Source organism: Microcystis aeruginosa NIES-2549 (assembly GCF_000981785.2).
GTDB lineage: Bacteria > Cyanobacteriota > Cyanobacteriia > Cyanobacteriales > Microcystaceae > Microcystis > Microcystis aeruginosa_C.
Genome location: NZ_CP011304.1, coordinates 1,181,169 through 1,198,571, shown reverse-complemented (window position 1 = coordinate 1,198,571; position 17,403 = coordinate 1,181,169). Strand labels below are relative to the sequence as shown.

13 protein-coding genes and 1 pseudogene are annotated in these 17,403 nt (G+C 42.8%); 6 read left to right on the top strand and 8 right to left on the bottom strand.

The window, feature by feature from the left end; all coding sequences use genetic code 11:
- Positions 1–117 precede the first annotated feature (117 nt).
- Positions 118–1,077 (top strand): aldo/keto reductase, encoded by a 960-nt coding sequence (locus myaer_RS05775; protein ID WP_046661354.1) that lies wholly within the window; start codon positions 118–120, stop codon positions 1,075–1,077.
- Between the two features lie 110 nt (positions 1,078–1,187).
- Positions 1,188–1,763, top strand: a complete 576-nt coding sequence (locus tag myaer_RS05770) for a hypothetical protein (protein ID WP_004268100.1) — start codon at positions 1,188–1,190, stop codon at positions 1,761–1,763.
- Here myaer_RS05770 and myaer_RS05765 read toward each other — a convergent pair.
- Positions 1,746–3,389 (bottom strand): CocE/NonD family hydrolase, encoded by a 1,644-nt coding sequence (locus myaer_RS05765; protein ID WP_046661353.1) that lies wholly within the window; start codon positions 3,387–3,389, stop codon positions 1,746–1,748. The two genes, myaer_RS05770 and myaer_RS05765, sit on opposite strands and share 18 nt — an antisense overlap.
- Before the next feature lie 135 nt (positions 3,390–3,524).
- Between myaer_RS05765 and myaer_RS05760 the strand changes: the two genes are divergently transcribed.
- Together myaer_RS05760 and myaer_RS05755 are read left to right on the top strand one after the other, a co-directional pair.
- Complete coding sequence (locus myaer_RS05760) at positions 3,525–5,219, top strand: ABC-F family ATP-binding cassette domain-containing protein (protein WP_046661352.1); 1,695 nt, start codon at positions 3,525–3,527, stop codon at positions 5,217–5,219.
- Between the two features lie 49 nt (positions 5,220–5,268).
- Positions 5,269–5,724 (top strand): peroxiredoxin, encoded by a 456-nt coding sequence (locus myaer_RS05755; RefSeq protein WP_046661351.1) that lies wholly within the window; start codon positions 5,269–5,271, stop codon positions 5,722–5,724.
- Positions 5,725–6,243: 519 nt separating this feature from the next.
- On the opposite strand, the gene myaer_RS05750 is transcribed toward myaer_RS05755, so the two are convergent.
- The 4 genes and pseudogenes from myaer_RS05750 to der all read right to left on the bottom strand — a co-directional run bounded on the left by myaer_RS05750 (position 6,244) and on the right by der (position 10,814).
- Positions 6,244–7,383, bottom strand: coding sequence for a sensor histidine kinase (locus myaer_RS05750; protein WP_052734164.1), 1,140 nt, complete (start codon positions 7,381–7,383; stop codon positions 6,244–6,246).
- Positions 7,384–8,209: 826 nt separating this feature from the next.
- Positions 8,210–8,293: pseudogene (locus myaer_RS22440) on the bottom strand (RNA polymerase sigma factor SigF); the annotation flags it as partial.
- Between the two features lie 283 nt (positions 8,294–8,576).
- A complete protein-coding gene (locus myaer_RS05735) occupies positions 8,577–9,452 on the bottom strand; it encodes an energy-coupling factor transporter transmembrane component T family protein (protein WP_046661350.1) in 876 nt (291 codons plus the stop codon).
- A 3-nt stretch (positions 9,453–9,455) separates the two neighbouring features.
- Positions 9,456–10,814 (bottom strand): ribosome biogenesis GTPase Der, encoded by a 1,359-nt coding sequence (der, locus tag myaer_RS05730; protein ID WP_002741006.1) that lies wholly within the window; start codon positions 10,812–10,814, stop codon positions 9,456–9,458.
- A 380-nt stretch (positions 10,815–11,194) separates the two neighbouring features.
- Here der and myaer_RS05725 point away from each other — a divergent pair, with 380 nt between their 5' ends.
- A complete protein-coding gene (locus tag myaer_RS05725; protein WP_046661349.1) occupies positions 11,195–11,665 on the top strand; it encodes a DUF4079 domain-containing protein in 471 nt (156 codons plus the stop codon).
- A 348-nt stretch (positions 11,666–12,013) separates the two neighbouring features.
- On the opposite strand, the gene mutL is transcribed toward myaer_RS05725, so the two are convergent.
- Positions 12,014–13,666: a DNA mismatch repair endonuclease MutL gene (gene mutL / locus myaer_RS05720; RefSeq protein WP_046661348.1), complete on the bottom strand. Its 1,653-nt coding sequence runs from the start codon at positions 13,664–13,666 to the stop codon at positions 12,014–12,016.
- A 340-nt stretch (positions 13,667–14,006) separates the two neighbouring features.
- Between mutL and aroQ the strand changes: the two genes are divergently transcribed.
- Positions 14,007–14,462: a type II 3-dehydroquinate dehydratase gene (gene aroQ / locus myaer_RS05715; RefSeq protein ID WP_046663614.1), complete on the top strand. Its 456-nt coding sequence runs from the start codon at positions 14,007–14,009 to the stop codon at positions 14,460–14,462.
- 24 nt (positions 14,463–14,486) lie between these two features.
- On the opposite strand, the gene myaer_RS05710 is transcribed toward aroQ, so the two are convergent.
- Positions 14,487–16,286 carry an ABC transporter ATP-binding protein gene (locus tag myaer_RS05710; protein ID WP_046661347.1) on the bottom strand — a complete coding sequence of 600 codons (1,800 nt, stop codon included), beginning with the start codon at positions 16,284–16,286 and terminating at the stop codon, positions 14,487–14,489.
- Positions 16,287–16,326: 40 nt separating this feature from the next.
- The gene (locus tag myaer_RS05705; protein WP_046661345.1) at positions 16,327–17,403 is read right to left on the bottom strand and encodes a phosphotransacetylase family protein; all 1,077 of its coding nucleotides are present in this window, start codon (positions 17,401–17,403) and stop codon (positions 16,327–16,329) included.

The following is a 17,403-nucleotide window of genomic DNA, read 5'->3' as shown; positions in this document are numbered from 1 at the left end:
TTACACCCCTACTGGTAAAAGTTTTTATCCTTGTCACTTTAGTCCTCTTTAGCTGAGATTTTCCGCCCTAAACCCGACTAAAACCCTAAGCATACTTAACCCATCAAAAAAACTGTTATGCAAAAACGCTATCTCGGTCAGACTAATATAGAAATTACTCCCCTTCTCGTGGGTACTTGGCAAGCAGGAAAAAGGATGTGGGCAGGTATTGAAGATGAGGAAAGTATTAAAGCCATTCGTGCCGCTTTTGAGGCAGGAATTACCACTATAGATACAGCCGAAATCTACGGGGAAGGTCACTCAGAATTGATTGTCGCTCAAGCTTTGGCCGATGTGCGAGAACAGGTAATTTATGCCACCAAAGTCTTTGCTAATCACCTCAAATACGAGGAAGTTATCGCCGCTTGCCATCGCTCTTTAAAAAACCTCCAAACCGATTATATAGATCTTTATCAAATTCATTGGCCTAGTGGCTCATGGAACACGGAAATAGTGCCTATTTCTGAAACTATGGCCGCTCTTAATTATCTGAAAGCAGAGGGAAAAATTCGCGCTATCGGGGTTTCCAATTTCTCCCGCTCTCAACTGGAAGAAGCTGGTCAATACGGCAGAATTGAGAGTATTCAACCTCCCTATTCTCTCTTTTGGCGCTCGGTAGAAAAGGAAATTATGCCCTATTGTATAGACAATAATATTTCTATTCTAGCCTATTCTCCCCTTGCCCAAGGTTTATTAACAGGAAAATTTAGAAACGGTTATCAGTTGGCATCCGAGGATCATAGAATTAAAAATAAACTCTTTCATGGCGAAAACTTTCAGAGGGTACAAGCGGCTTTAACTCAATTAGAACCGATTGCTAACCGCTATAATTGTTCCCTAGCTCAATTATCTCTGGCTTGGTTAATTAAGCAACCCCAAACTAATGCAATTGCTGGGGTAAGAAATGCTGCTCAAGCAGTTAATAACGCTCAAGCAATGACAATTAATTTAACCCCAGAAGACCTAAAATTAATTGATAATATTGGTAAACAGGTAACTGATTTCTTGGATGATAATCCTGTGCTGTGGGATTTCTAAAAATTATACAGCAGTTATCTTAAGGGTGAAGACAGAAGCTTTGGTTAATTCTCAGGAAAAAGCCTGTATAATAATAGCTATAGTCCGATTCTTACCGCAGGATTATAGCTATGGCTAAATCGAAAAAACACAATCTGCAATGGATCAAAGAAACCCTCGACTTAAATCCAGATCATAACTGGAAATCTAGTCCGGGTAACAGTATTTTTGTAGCTGGTCGCGGTGCAGTTCGCTTTGAAGTTCCTCAGGATTGGCATTTTGAACCCGATGATAATTCCTTTCGTTTTTTAGATAGAAAACCTCCCGATGATGATTGTCGTTTAGAGGTTTCCTATAATCTACTTCCCCCCGGAGATTGGAAAGAATTACCCCTAAAAGGAATGGTCAAAAAATTAGCTCGTGAAGATAGCCGCAATCCTCACGAAATCGGCGAAGTTATCCAAGAAAAACGTCAAACTGTCCGCATTGTTTGGGTGCAAATTCAATTCATCGACCCCCAAGAAAATCGACCCGCTTATTCGCGCATTGCCGTGGGTATTGGTTCCGGAGTTCAATGTTTAATTACTATGGATTATTGGGTCAATGATGCGGAAAAATTCACCCCCGTCTGGGATACGGTTATCTCCTCCCTGGTGTTAGGTTTATATATTCGCGATCCTCGCAGCGGTTTAGCTTTCCCCGACTAAAGGTAATAGCAATTTTGCAGGAAAATTTCCTTGACAAAAAACCTTAATTGTGATAATAGAAAAATTGATCGCTCGACTCTGGTGGGGATAGCTGCCGGTCCCCGCGTTGACGGGATGTGCAGGAAAGCAAGAGGCACTCAGACTTAAACGCAAGCTATGACCTTGAGGAATAGTGATAAAAGTGGCCTGTAGGGCAATATTTAGGGGTGATTCGGGATTATTTACCCGTTTATAACCCTGAGTGATATTAAAAACTCGACCATCGGGGGTAACTTGAGAAACCACCGCGCAGATATCGAAACTAACCGCATCTGCTTGACAATAACAATCCAGACGGGGACTACCCAAAATCGTTAAATCCTTCTCTAGGGGGGGAGAAGTGTAGGTAATTACATCACTGCGACAGTCTAGCATGGTGCGGTCGAATATTCCCCCAGGTAAGACGCTATGACCTCCTAAAGATGGGACCGGTCGCCAAGGATCGTGAACGATGGTATCCTCGATCGCAGGTTCTAACAAAATCGCGCTTAATTTCCCCTCATCCTCCCGCAGATTGGCTAAACCCTGACTAGCAAGATAATAAATTTGCTGATTTTCTCCAGGAAACTTCTCTAGATATCGCCATTGATTAGATCCCATTTGAAATAGATACACGGAAGGATTTTTAAATAACTCCACTTCCTGACCTTTTAAGAAATAATCAAACCATTGCAGCTGCATTTTATCCACAGGACTAATTGCCTCTTGACCATAATCTATCTCTCCTACTTTTCTCCCCCAGGGTAGATGAGTCCAAGGACCAATAATTAGCCGTTGGGGATAAATAGAACGACTTTGCATTTCTTGGTATAAACTCAAAGTTCCCCGGAGATGAGGATCGAACCAACCCCCGATATGTAACATCGGCAAATCGATATTTTTTAAAAGGTGTTGCGGTGATAAATTTTGCCAATAGTCATCGGGAAGATAACGAGTAATCCAATCGTGATAAAAAGAATCGGCGGCCAAATCATGTAGAATTTGGGGAGAGGCTGCAATAGGATCAAAAAGGGGTAAATTTCGGGAAGCTACCCAGAGTTTTTGATAGGCAGTTTCGTCCCCTTTTAATCTAGCTGTTTCCGCCGCTAATTGTATTGCCCAAGCGAGATTATATTGTAAATTAAATGCTTCATTTTCATAGGCCCAATCTCGATATAAATCATGAGCAATCATCGCTGGACAAATAGTTTTTAAAGCGCTATGACCATTGGCAGCGGCATATAATTGGGTCATTCCCTGATAGGAAAAACCATACATTCCCACCACACCCGTATTATTAGGAATAGTTAAAACCCATTCAATGGTTTCTAATCCGTCCCTAATTTCATGGGCAAATAAATTAAAATTTCCCGTCGAGTTTCCCCGTCCCCGGACATCCTGAATTACCACAATATAACCCTGACGTGCATACCAGCTAGGATGGGCATAAACCACCGTAGAAGCGATCGCTTTTCCGTAGGGTTGTCGCATTAGTAAAATGGGCAAAGATTCCCTACTATCGGGACGATAAATATCGGCAGCTAAACTAATTCCATCTCTGGTGATTAAACTAGCCGTTTCTTTTTTTATGGGGTAGGGATTAAGCATTATTATCTCTTTCAGATCAAAAATACTGTCGGGTGGCTCAATCGAGAAAACTTGACAAAGACCAGATAAAGCTTAACTAAATGTTACAATAAAGGCGGACTGCCTCACCGGCCTAGGACTGGAGAAAAATCAGCGATGCTACGACTAGAGAGAATTAGTAAGATTTACCCGACGGGAGAAGTGTTAAAAGATGTCACTTGGGAAGTAAAAACTGGCGATCGCATCGGGTTGGTGGGAGTCAATGGGGCCGGAAAATCCACCCAACTAAAGATTATTATGGGGGAAGTGGAACCCACCGCCGGGGAGATCATCCGTCCTACCAGTCTCCATATCGGCTATCTTACCCAAGAATTTGAAGTGGATCCCCGTCGGACGGTACGCGAGGAATTTTGGACGGTGTTTCAAGAAGCGAATCAAGTCCACCATCAACTAATAGAAATTCCCCAGCACATGGAAAAAGCCGATCCCGAAGAATTAGATCGCTTAATTCATCAATTGGATCGCTTACAAAGACAATTTGAAGGGTTAGATGGTTATGGATTAGAAGCACGCATCGAGAAAATTTTACCAGAAATGGGCTTTACTATTGATGACGGCGATCGCTTGGTAAGTTCCTTTAGTGGTGGTTGGCAAATGCGGATGAGTTTAGGCAAAATTCTCCTACAAACTCCCGATATTTTACTCCTCGATGAACCCACTAACCATTTAGACTTAGAAACCATTGAATGGTTAGAAAAATTCCTCAAGGATTTAACCACTCCCATGGTCATAGTGTCCCACGACCGGGAATTTCTCGATCGCCTCTGTACCAAAATTGTCGAAACTGAAAGGGGAGTTTCTACCACTTATTTAGGTAATTATTCTGCCTACCTACAGCAAAAATACGAACAACAATCCGCTCAGTTAAGTGCCTACGAACGTCAACAAAAAGAACTAGAAAAACAGCAAGTTTTCGTCGATCGGTTCCGGGCCAGTGCCACCCGTAGCACCCAAGCAAAAAGCCGGGAAAAACAATTAGAAAAGGTAGAAAAAATTGAAGCACCAATCGCCGATGTGCGTACCTTAAAATTCCAGTTTCCTCCAGCAGTGCGTAGTGGTCGAGAAGTGGTAACTATCAAAAATCTTGTTCACATTTACGATGATAAAATTCTCTTTTTGGGAGCAAATCTGGAAATAGAAAGGGGCGATCGAGTGGCGTTTTTAGGTCCGAATGGAGCGGGGAAATCGACGCTTTTACGCTTAATTGTTGGTTTAGAAGCTCCCACAGAAGGCTCGATCGAAATCGGTAAACATAACGTTATTCCTAGTTATTTTGAGCAGAACCAAGCGGAAGCTTTAGACCTAACTAAAACTGTTTTAAATACCATTCATGATGAAGTTCCCGATTGGAAAGATGTGGAAGTTCGCAGTCTTTTAGGGCGATTTTTATTCAGTGGGGAAACGGTATTAAAAAAAGTAGAATCTTTGAGTGGTGGCGAAAAAGCGCGTCTTGCTTTAGCCAAGATGTTACTTGCTCCCGCTAACTTATTAATTCTCGATGAACCCACCAATCACCTCGATATTCCCGCCAAGGAAATGTTAGAATCGGCTTTAAAAGTTTATGAAGGCACGGTTTTAATTGTTTCCCATGATCGTTATTTTATCTCCCAGGTAGCTAACAAAATTGTCGAGATTCGGGACGGCGAATTAATTGCCTATGCTGGAGATTATCACTATTATCTAGAAAAACTAGACGAAGAAAAACAAAAAGCCGAACAAAAACGCATTGAAGCGGAAAAAGCGGCCAAAGCTGCCGCTAAACGCGCTAAACAAAAGGCCAAAAAAGGTTAGAATGTAAAGTATCAACCTATCCACAATTATCTATCGATTAATTAATCTTATGGCAGCTATAAAAGTAGGCGATCAAGTTCCCAATTTTTCTCTCCCTTCCCAAACAGGGGAAACGGTTAATATCGGCGATTTAATCGGTAAAAAATCCCTAGTAATTTATTTCTATCCCAAAGATGACACTCCGGGTTGTACCGCAGAATCCTGCGCTTTCCGCGATAGTTATGAAGTGTTTACCGATGCGGGTGCGGAAGTTATTGGTATTAGTGCCGATAGTCCCCAATCTCATCAACAATTTGCCCAAAAATATAATCTTCCCTTCACCCTTTTAAGTGATAGCGATAACCAAGTGCGGAAATTATTCGGTGTTCCCTCTACCTTATTCGTCCTCCCCGGACGAGTTACCTATATCATTGATAAAGAGGGAATCGTCAGACATATTTTTGATTCTATGTTAGATTTTAAAGCTCACGTTACCGAATCTTTAAACACGATTAAATCTTTTTAAGTTGATGATTATGAAAGAAATCCCGATCAGATAATTACCTGGAAAGAAATTACAACATCTATCCAGTAATTGTCCTGATTCTGACTTAAAAACACGCCAATTCAGACTTGAATTGGCACTTTTCCTCTGGTTTTGGCTGAGAGCTTATACTAAATCCAGTTATTAAAAACTGATTATTGCTTCTCCGTTTTGCATTAGTGCCTCTCTTGATATGTAGCCCATACTCAACGGATGGCCGTATTACTTCCGATTTTATCACTCAATCCAAGCCTTTGGGGGGTTCTACCCCCCAACCCCCCCGTTGGGGGCGTGGCGCCGCCCCCAAACCCCCCGCGCATTAGTTTTTCGGTGGGATGCTTACACGCAGCTGCTAATACATCTGTCATAATTTAAGAGTCGCTCCACTTGCAGGAGTGCCTCTCCTGATATGTAGCCTATACTCAGCGGATTTAGTATTATGGGTCAAAACCCATCTTAAAACAGAGGAGTAAAAACCACGGTTATCAACTTAGTTGGGGTTTAACTAGGAGTATTTTTCTGCCAAGTAAAATAAAAAGTTGCCCCTTCACCTGCTTGGGATTCTATCCAAATTCTCCCTCCTTGATTATCAAGAATTTTTTTGACAATTGATAGACCTATCCCTGTATTTTCTTTTTGATCTCGCGAATTTAGTATCTGGAAAATCTCAAAGATTTTTTCTTGATGTTCGGTGGCGATACCTGGTCCATCATCTTTGACGCTAAACTCGTAATAATCACCTCGATCGATAGCTTGAATTTCAACGTGTCCTTGATGGTCATGATGGTGTTTAATGGCGTTACTAATTAGATTAGAAAATACTTGAGATAACAATAAACGTTTAGTGACAAGAGTTGGTAAAGGTGACTTGACTTCGATAGTAAAATCAGGAGGTACTGCTAAACTTGCGATAATTTCCTCGATTAATTCTGTCAGGTTTACCGTTTCTTCTGGTAGAGAATTTAAACCGATGCGAGAATAGTCTAACAAACCTTCAATCATGGTTTTGAGACGATAAACTCGCCGCTGAAGTAGCCGCAGATTGTGGCGCGTCTCTTCGGTGAGATTTTCTTCTAAGTCTTCTTCTAGCCACTGGGAAAGATTGGCGATCGCTCGTAAAGGTGCTTTCAAATCGTGGGAAACCACATAGGCAAAACTTTCTAATTCTTGGTTTCTTTTGACTAAAAGTTGGCTAATTTTAGTCAAAGTCGCATTCAAACTCTGTATTTGTAGCCCTGTCTCTTTAACAGGGATTAAATTAAGGGGAATCGCCACCATTTCCCCTCTTTTTGTAGCTACCAAATCGTAACCCATGATCACGGGAACTATATTACCATCGGGTCTTATATATTCTTTTTTGTAGGGAGTACAAGCGCCCTGGATTAGGTCTGCTAGTTTTTCCCCGTCTAGGGGGGGGTATTCTGGGGCAGTGGTTAGCTCCCAATCCCATAGTCCCACATTTGCCACTTCTACAGCTAAAGTCTGCTTTTCTGCGTAGGATTGTAGCTTTTCTAACGCTGCTGCTAACTCCTGATTGTTTTGCCGAATTCTGACTTCTAATTGCTGATTTACTTTTCGCGGATGCTGTTTAGTCGTGAATGAGGGTGAATAGGCACTATGGCGAATATCTGGATTGATCATAGTTGTTTAGTTGTTAGTTGCTGTAGCTATAGCGGTTATCTTGATGGTTAGGGAGGAAATCTCTAGTTTTGGGGAACGTCGGAACAGTAGCAGTCCTCTGGAGATGATGCCAAATGGGTGCATCGGAGATTTGCAGGAACATCGACAATCAGCAATTATCAGTGACCCTGAAATGATTACAAACACATCAACAACTGCTTGTAAGCATTTCCCGGAAAAAATAATACAATCGATCTAATCTGGCGTTCGGGGGAGGCACTTCGTCCACGGAGGGGGGGGTTTAGGGGAGGTAGAACCGCCCAAAGGCTTGGATTGAGTGATAAAATTAGAATTAACACCCAATTTTAGCGGGGAGTTTCCCTTTAAAAATCCCAACTTAGTGGATTTACAAAAATTAGATGCGCCTTGCCCAATGCCAAATCCCGTCATACTCCATCCTGATAAGAAACGCTGTAACTTACCTTTATAAATAGTATTTTTGATGTGTTTAAATATCTATCTTTAGTAGGAAATTGCTGCTCTTCTCGACTTTGTGTAATCGTTTTTGCTTAGGGAATCGTGAAATGCTTATCGGGCAATACTTTTAGGGCTATTTTGACGTTCGGCGATGACTTCGGACGAGCCGAGCAAGAAACTATCAGTATAGACCTCGTTTTCACAGAGAAACCAGAAGATCCAAATTGTTAACCGCAAAGGTTAACCCCTTTTCCCTTCATTGTTATTCTTGGGCCTGTCGGGTTTGAGAATGCCCTAATTTGCAAGGCTAATACCTTTTTTCTTTAGTTGTGACAGACAGTGTACTAGCCTCTACCTTTATCCGATAATATAACTTATTATCCCCTGTTTTTTGGTATTTTTGAAACAGGCTGAGAGTTTTTAGCTGAGGATTTTCTTGATTTAGAATAGACATAGCGTGCTAACAGACTTAAAAAATCATTGGCTGTCAAAGATCACCATTACAATTAGCGATGACAAATCCCGATACAGTCTAGATTAGAGGCGGGAAGCAATCGCCACAATGTAATTTACTCCGACTATGATCATACAGTCTTTATATCAGGACTTGTGTGATTTCAGACAGCAAAGGAAGTATTTCAAGACACAAGTAGGCTAAAACCCAGTCAATCAAGGGCAATGGGAAGTATTTTCAGTGAACAGTGAACAGTAATGAGTGAACTGATAACTGATAACTGCTATAAACCACCCCAAACTAATCGGGCTGCCCAAAAGGGAATTAACAAAAATAAAGCGATAAAATCAGCCCATCTTAACTGTAATTGGTGCCAGCGCACTTGATGCTGATTGGGACTGGTAAAACCGCGAACCTCCATAGCGATCGCTATTTGTTCCGCACGCAAAAGCAAATTATCTAGTAATTTTTCCACTACTGTTAACCAGACGTTTAAACTTCTTTTAATCCCTAATTTTTGCCAATCGATCGCCCTAGTTCGCACTGCCCTAGCCAGATTTTGCACTTCTTCTAAAACCAGAGGAATAAAGCGCAAAGACAGGGTAAGAGTCAGAGAAATTTCCGTCACCGGCACATTAAATCGCCGTAAAGGACTCATTAAATTCTCTAACCCTTCGGTAATTTCTTCCGGGGCCGTCGTCAACAAAAAGAGATTAGTGCTATAAATCAAAGTAAAAACTAACGTACTAATTCTCACTGCTAATTCCAAAGAACGTCGGGTAACAAATAAACGGCCTCTATCCCATAAAACATACTGATAATCACTTGCTGGCGGTAAATTCAGCCCTTCCTCCGGTAAACGCGGCTGAATACTCACCGCTAAACCATCGGGAGTGATAGCAGTAATCAGAAAGACGATAATCGCCAAAAATATCAGCCAGCCCATCTGTTGCCGCCAGACGCGGGGGGGAATAGGTGCAAGCAGGGTTAAAAACATTAACAATCCCACCAAAGCTAAACGCCACCAAGGATTAGCCAATAAAGGTGCTGCTAAAAAAGCCATTAACCAGATAAATTTTACCCGCGCATCTAGTTGATGTAGTCGAGTAATCGGTTGATCGAGATAAAGACCGATGGGCAAACTTCGCAATAAATCCATAAATTAGACCTTGGTGGCTCTATTAACCGTTTTTTCCACTTCTCGCGCCGGTTTGCCGCGCCAGATTAAGCGGATCGGGGTTCCTTTAAAGCCTAACTGTTGCCGGAATTGCCCTTCGATGTAACGGCGATAGTTATCATTAAAGCGCTGGGGATCGTTAACAAAAAGGGCGATCGTGGGGGGTTGACTCGATACTTGCGTGCCATAGTATAGTTTCCCCTGTTTTCCGCCTCTGGTGGTGGGGGGATTGTGCCATTTAACCGCATCTTCGATCACATCGTTGATTACCGAGGTACTGACGCGACGACGGTGAGATTCGGCGGCAATATCGACTAATTCGAGGATTTTAGTGACTCTTTGCCCCGTCATGGCGCTGACAAAGATCATTTCTGCCCAATCCATAAAATACAGCCGATCTTGGAGCATTTTGGTATAAGTATTGATGGTGTAGGTGTCTTTCTCCACCGCATCCCATTTATTGACCACTAGCACCACCGCACGCCCTTCTTCAATGATTCGCCCCGCTAATTTTAAATCCTGTTCGGTGACACCATCTAGCACATCGATGACGAATAGCACCACGTCAGACCGGCGAATTGCCTTAAAAGCACGGTTAATACTGAAAAATTCGGCTCCATAGTCCACATTCTTCTTACGGCGAATGCCAGCGGTGTCAATTAACCGATACACCTGTCCTTCTCGTTCAATTAAAGTATCGATCGAGTCTCTGGTGGTTCCCGAAATCGGACTGACGATCGCCCGTTGTTGTCCGGTTAAAGCATTGAGAAGACTGGATTTACCCACGTTAGGACGACCGATAATTGCCACTTTAATCTCTTCATTTTCGGGAATTTCCGCCCCGGGTGGCAAATATTTAATCAGGGCATCAAGTAGTTCTCCTGTACCAGAGCCGTGAATGGCCGAGATGGGGAAGGGTTCACCGATGGCCAATTCCCAGAATTCCGTCGCTTGCAGGATACCCTGTTCCACCGATTCACATTTATTGACTGCCAAAAGTATCGGCACATTTTGCTGTCGTAACCAAGCGGCAATTTCTCGATCGCCGGCGGTAATTCCTGCCTGGCCATCGACGACAAAAATCGCCACACTTGCCTCTGCTAGGGCGATTAAAGCCTGTTCGCGGATTAAAGGGAGAAATTCGCTGTCATCGTTAAAAACTAGCCCTCCTGTATCGACAATTTGAAAATCTCGATCGCACCAGAAAGCTGGTTGATAGGTGCGATCTCTGGTAATCCCGGGTTGATCGAAAACGATCGCCTGTTGATCTCCAGCGATACGATTGACGAGGGTAGATTTGCCCACATTGGGACGACCGATAATAGCGACGACAGGCAGTTTCATAAGGGGAGAAGGGGACGGAAATTAAAGACCCAATATTCTATCATAGCGATTTGCGATCGACCTTGGTTGATTTAAACGTTGGTTTGAACAAAGATAAGCTGTTCGTAATTTAAATTGCTTGTTGAGACGAGGCAAGAGGCAAAAGGCAAAAGGCAATAGTAAAGGGATTGGGGGAGGTTCGGCTAATCTAAGAATAAGCGGGTTAAATGCGTCTTAGCTTAGTCAGGAGACTATTTTTATTTATTCTCCCCACACCTCACTCTCCTATAGCTTTTAAACGGAATTTAGTATGACAGGTCCAGTGACCCAGAAAACAAGGAAGCGCGAGCGATTCATGTTAATTTTTATTAAGAAGCGATCTTTGATGAGAACAGACAACTATGAACTTCGAGATTCCCAGTGCCGTAAAAACTTGGTCACAATTTGGCCATCCCATTCTCATGTGGGTTTTATTAGGATTAACTATCTATGCCCTCTATTCGGGGCTACAATGGCGACGGACGCGGACAGCAGATAAAGACCTAAAAAAACAATTATTGCCCAAGGATTTTCGCACTAAACACTATCAAATTGGCTCCCTCATCCTCGCTTTAATGGTGTTGGGGACGATCGGGGCTATGGCGGTGACTTATATTAATAACGGTAAATTATTTGTCGGGCCCCATCTGCTGGCCGGTTTAGGGATGGTGGGTTTAATCTCGATTAGTGCCGCTTTAGTACCTTTAATGCAAAAAGGCAACGAATTGGCTAGAATCACCCATATTACCCTTAATGCCGTCATTTTAGGTCTTTTTGGCTGGCAAGCCTTCACAGGAATGGATATCGTCCAGCGTATTCTCAGCAAAATGTAAGAAAACCTAAACAGAGAGGATGCGTCATCAGACGCATCTCACCCGATGGGAGAAGGGAGAGGAGAATAAATAGGGTCTGCTGAAAAAGTTTGCTGGTGGGTGTAGGGTGTAGGGTGTAGGGTTTTACCGATTTTGAGGAGGTCAATTACCTAATTTTCGGGGAAAAAGCACCTGAATTTTCCCCCTGATCACTCCAATGGTCGGCACTTTTTGAGGGAAAAAAGTCTAAAAACCTTATCCAACAAGGTTTTTAGATTTATTCAGCCAACCCTAAATAAAAATAATCTCCTGAATCCTGAATCCTGACTCCTGAATCCTGAATCCTGATAACTGATCACTGATAACTGATTAAATGCCGTGACTTTTGCCGATTACCCAATGACGACGGAAGAAGCGAGCGAGCGAGGTTTCTTCTAAGGATAAGTAAATCGGTCTTCCGTGGGGACAGGTGCGGGGATTACGAGTATTTTGCCAATCATCGAGTAAATTCTGCATTTCTTCTAAACTTAAAGCTGTACCATTGCGGATCGCACTACGGCAAGCGGTAGCAACCTGAGCGGTTTGTAAATCGCCCCCTAAACTTAATTCTAGTAAAGCATCGGCCCGATCCTCGCGCTCTTTTAGTAGAACAGGAATACTACGAATAGCCCAAGAGCGATCGCCAAAACTAGCAACTTCTAATCCTAAACGTTGTAATTGTTCGACTTGTCGAGTAGTTAACTGATTTAAGATGATCGGAGTATCTAACGGCACGATTTCCCAGTTATCCTCTAAACGTTCGTACAAAACCCGCTCATGGGCAATATGTTGTTCCACTAACCATAATCCGTTAGGATGTTCAGCAACTATATAAGTTTGGTGAATTTGGGCTAATGCCTTTAATTCCAGCCGATTTTTCCTGGATTTTTCCCCTATTGTATAGGTGCTTTTTTCCTCGGCAGCCTTGAGAATTTGACTGACGCGCTGATTTTGCGCTTTTTCAGGTATATGTTCGGGATTTAGTCCTAACGCCTTGTCTATGGCTGAAATTATCTGTTCTTGCCAAAAAATGAGGTTATGCAGGTATATTTCCGCTTTGGCTGGGTGACGATTCCAATCGATCGAACGGGGGTTAAGATGTAGATGGAGAAAACAAACGGGATAGCGATCTTTAGGGACTGTGCGAGCGAAAGCTTTAAATATTGCCTGTTCTAACTCCGATGAGCGCACCATTCGCCCATTAACAGCAATTCTAACCCAATCCGGTTGATGGCGAGAAATGCGATCGGGCAAACCGATGACTAATTCAATTTGAGCCAATTCTGCGTCAGGAGTCGTTAAGTCAAGTTTTAGGGCTGCTAAATCGTTAAAATGCAGAGATTTAACTAATTGCGGTAATATTTGACTGGCATCTTTACCCGGACTGATGCGTAACCAATCTTGATGATCTTGGAAAACCTGCCAAGTAATATGGGGATGACAGAGAGCAAAATTATGAATTAAAGTCTGTATATCCTTTAATTGTTTGTTAATTGACGGTAAAGCTTGACGACGCACAGGAAAGTTACCAAAGAGATTCTCTACCGTGACGATAGTGCCGATAGCTATAGGAATCGTTTCTAAATTATCCGGCTCGCCTTGGTGATTGTAAAGACAATAACAACCTAAATCATCGTCATGGCGACTGGCAACCCGCAGACGCGCCACCTGTGCGATACTGTGCAAAGCTTCACCACGGAATCCGAGACTGGTAATCTGCCAAAGATCGTCCCGTTGGCGGATTTTGCTGGTACTGTGGGCATAGCTACACAGTTGCAAATCTTCTCTAGACATTCCCCTGCCGTTATCCGATACTTGTATTCGCCAATTTTGGGGAGATATATCGATGGTAATCCTATCTGCCCCCGCATCAATGGCATTTTCGACTAATTCTCGCACCACAGCACCTAAAGAGTCGATTACCTCTCCTGCGGCAATTAAATCAATTACGTCTTGGGGTAAAACTTGTATGGGTAAGGTCATCAATTAATGGTTTTAGCCAAGGGCAAACTCGATACATTGTCGCACAGGGGGTGCTTGATTAAGGACTCCCCTCCCTACCAATTTATCGGCGATCGCTGCTTCCTTAGAGAATGAAACGACCCTAGGAAGCAGGGAAGTACAGGTTTTGCTCTCATAGTAGGTTGATTCATGAATCAACCTACAAAGCACGACGTTTTGACAAATTTTCAGCTATTTATTCCGAGAATCAGTTTTTAATAACTGGATTTAGTCTGATTACCGTAGCGGCAAAAATGCTGTTGATAGGCAATAATCCCTGATAGAGATAAGATTAATTCTGGTGATCATAGGGAGGACAGTGGTGAATAAACTAAGCATTCTGGTTTTACACGGGCCGAATTTAAACCTATTGGGGAAAAGAGAGCCGAATCTCTACGGTAACGTCAATTTAGAAGCGATTAACCAGTTTTTAAGCGAAGAAGCTACCCGTTTAGGGGTGAATTTAACCGCGCACCAGTCCAATCAGGAAGGGCAATTAGTGGACTGGATTCAGCAAGCATGGGGTCAGCATGACGGTATTTTGATTAATGCAGCAGCTTATACTCATACCAGTATCGCCATCCGCGACGCACTCTTAGGCACAAAAATTGCCTGTGTGGAAGTACACTTAAGCAATATTTACAAACGCGAGTCTTTTCGTCATCATTCCTACATTGCCGATATAGCTATCGGACAGATTAGCGGTTTTGGGGCCCAAAGTTATCGCTTAGGATTATGGGCATTAGTCGATTATTTGCAAAAGAATGGGAAAATTTAAGACAAATGCTGGAACTTCGCGGTTTTAAACCCAAATTTTCGACAAACTAGCGTAGAGGCCGTCTTTGGTTAATAAATCTTCATGGGTTCCCGATTCGACTAATTCCCCGCGTTTCAGCACAAGAATTCGATCGACATCGCGAATAGTGGAGAGACGATGAGCGATAATAATAGCAGTACGATCGACTAAAATCTGTTCTAAAGCTTCTTGAATTAATACTTCTGTCCCCACGTCTAAACTAGCAGTAGCTTCATCTAAAACTAAAATTTCTGGGTTACGAATAGCGACTCTCGCAAAAGCGAGTAATTGTTTTTGTCCTCCCGACAAATTTGCGCCCCGTTCGCGTAAACGGGTATGATAACCATCGGGTAACTCCTCGATAAAGTGATCGATATTAGTTAATTTAGCCGCTGCCTTCACCTGCTCAAAATCATAATTTTCTCCTAAAGTAATATTGCGAGTAACATCCCCAGCAAAGAGAAAAGTTTCTTGGAGAATGACACCAATATAACGTCTTAATTCCGCTTGGGGAAGATAACGGATATCGATACCATCCACTAGAATTCTGCCCTTATTTGGTTCATAAAGACGACAGAGAAGACGAATAATTGAACTTTTTCCCGCACCAGTGGGACCGACTAAAGCGACTTTTTCCCCCGGATTAATAGTAAAATTGAGACCTTTGATAATATATTCATCCGGTTTATAACCAAACCAAACATTTTCAAAAATAATCTCGCCAGTTTTAAGTTTTTCTGGGAAAGATATCTCTTTATAATTGTTAGAATCGGTGATTTCAATGGGAATACTAATTAATTCCCCAATGCGTTCGATAGCAGTAAACCCCGCTTGAAACATGGTAAATTTTTCGGCAAACTGACGCAGGGGATTAAAGAGACGTTGGGAGAATAAAATAAAAGCCGATAGAACCCCAAAATCAATGGTTTTCTGGAGAATAAAAATACCGCCTAACCATAATACTCCTGCCACGGCAATTAATCCGATCCATTCTAAAGTAGCTGAGACGGCCGAATCATAAAAAATTGTTTTATCTAGGGATTGCCGATAGTGAGTATTGATAGCGCGAAACATTTCAGCGTTAAAGCGTTCGCGGCGAAATAATTGAACAATATTAACTCCGACTACATTTTCTTGTAATTGGGCATTAAGTTTTGATAATTGCTCGCGTACCTGATAGTTAGCGCTGCGATATTGTTTTTGAAAAAAGATAATTAAAGCAGTGACAGGAAATAACATCAACACCAACAATAGGGCTAATTGCCATTGCAGGGTAAACATGGTGATGATGATAACTACAATATAGACTAAATCACTGACAACTCCGATCGCGCCACTAGCAAAAACTTCTCCTAATGCTTCCACATCGCTGGTTAAACGGGTGACTAAACGTCCCACGGGAGAGCGATCAAAAAAACTGGAGGAAAGGGAGGTGACATGGCTAAATAAATCTTCCCGGACATTAGCAGTAATGGACTGACCGACTTTCTGCACTAGATAACCTTGCATTGTCCCTAAAATCAGTCGTAAAATAATCGCAGCCGACAGGATAATAATTAAGGTGTTAATGGCTGCCGTTAAGGGCATTTGAGCCAAAAAACCCCAAGTTTGTTCCTTTTGCAAAAGGGAGACCGCTTGACCGATAATTAAGGGTTGGATCGCCCCCGTCAGAGATAGGGGAAAAAGAAGTATTAATGACCAAAATAGCAGGGCTTTTTGCTTTTTGGCGTAGGGAAGTAATCTTAATAGTAAGCTCCAGTCATTTTCTTTGACCGGAGGGGACACAGGGGGGGGTGATGGAGTCATGAAGTGATTTCCCATGAAATTCTCGGCAGCTGGGGAGAAATTACGCCCCTATTGTTAACTTTTCTAACAGGCGATCGATCTGGAAATGTTCCTCCATTAATTGTCGAATACAAGCGACTTTTACCTGTTCCTGTAAGCGAATCTTCCCGAAGGCCTGATCGACGATTTCCACGGTGGTGAGAGTATCTAAATTTACCGAGAGAATCGGGACTTCTAAATCTTCGGCCCGGCCCAGAATCAGGGGATCCGGAGAGATGGAACCAGTTAAGATCAAACAGGTGGTAGAAGTTTCTAGGGCAGCTAACTGTAGGTCTGTGCGATCGCCGCCCGTGATCACGGCCATATTTTCCCCCTTGCGAAAATATTCTAAAGCGGCGTTGACATTCATTGCCCCGATCGCTAAACTTTCTACCATCCAATCTAAACGATCGGGCCGACATAATACTTTTGCCCCCAAAAGATGGACAATTTCCCGAACACTAATACTACGCAGCAGTTTACTAGCGGGTAACAGTCCTAAAACTTCCACTCCTTGGCCGGCCAAATAGGGTTTCAGGAGAGATTGTACTTCCTCCCAATCATCGGCCGGGATATCGCTAATCACTACCCCCAGCAGCTGATTATTTAATTCCTCTCTTGCTTTCAGCAGACTCTCGGCAATCAGGGGAGAACTATAGCGGGCCACCAATAGGATCGGAGTCTGGAGAATTTTGGCCATCTCCCCCATCGACAGCTGAAAAATACTCCCTTCCCAGAGAGTCCCCGGCCCTTCGAGGAGGGTAATATCACTGTTAACTCGATCGAGATAACCAGCAAGAATATTGCCGTAGTCCTGTTTATCTGCACCTTGTAAACGTTTAGCAACGGAATCCACATCTGTGTAAATCACTGGTAAACGCAGCCGCTCGGGGGATAATTCTAGTAATTGCCGAATAAATTCTACATCCTCATCGACCAATTGCCCATCGACGTAGCCCGGACAATTGCCCACTGGTTTGCCGTAACTTATCTCTAGTCCTTTTTGTCGCAATAGATGCGCTAAACCGACGACAGTTCCCGATTTACCACTGAGGGGTTCTAGGGAAGAGATAAGTATAGATTTGGCTGATTTCGCCAC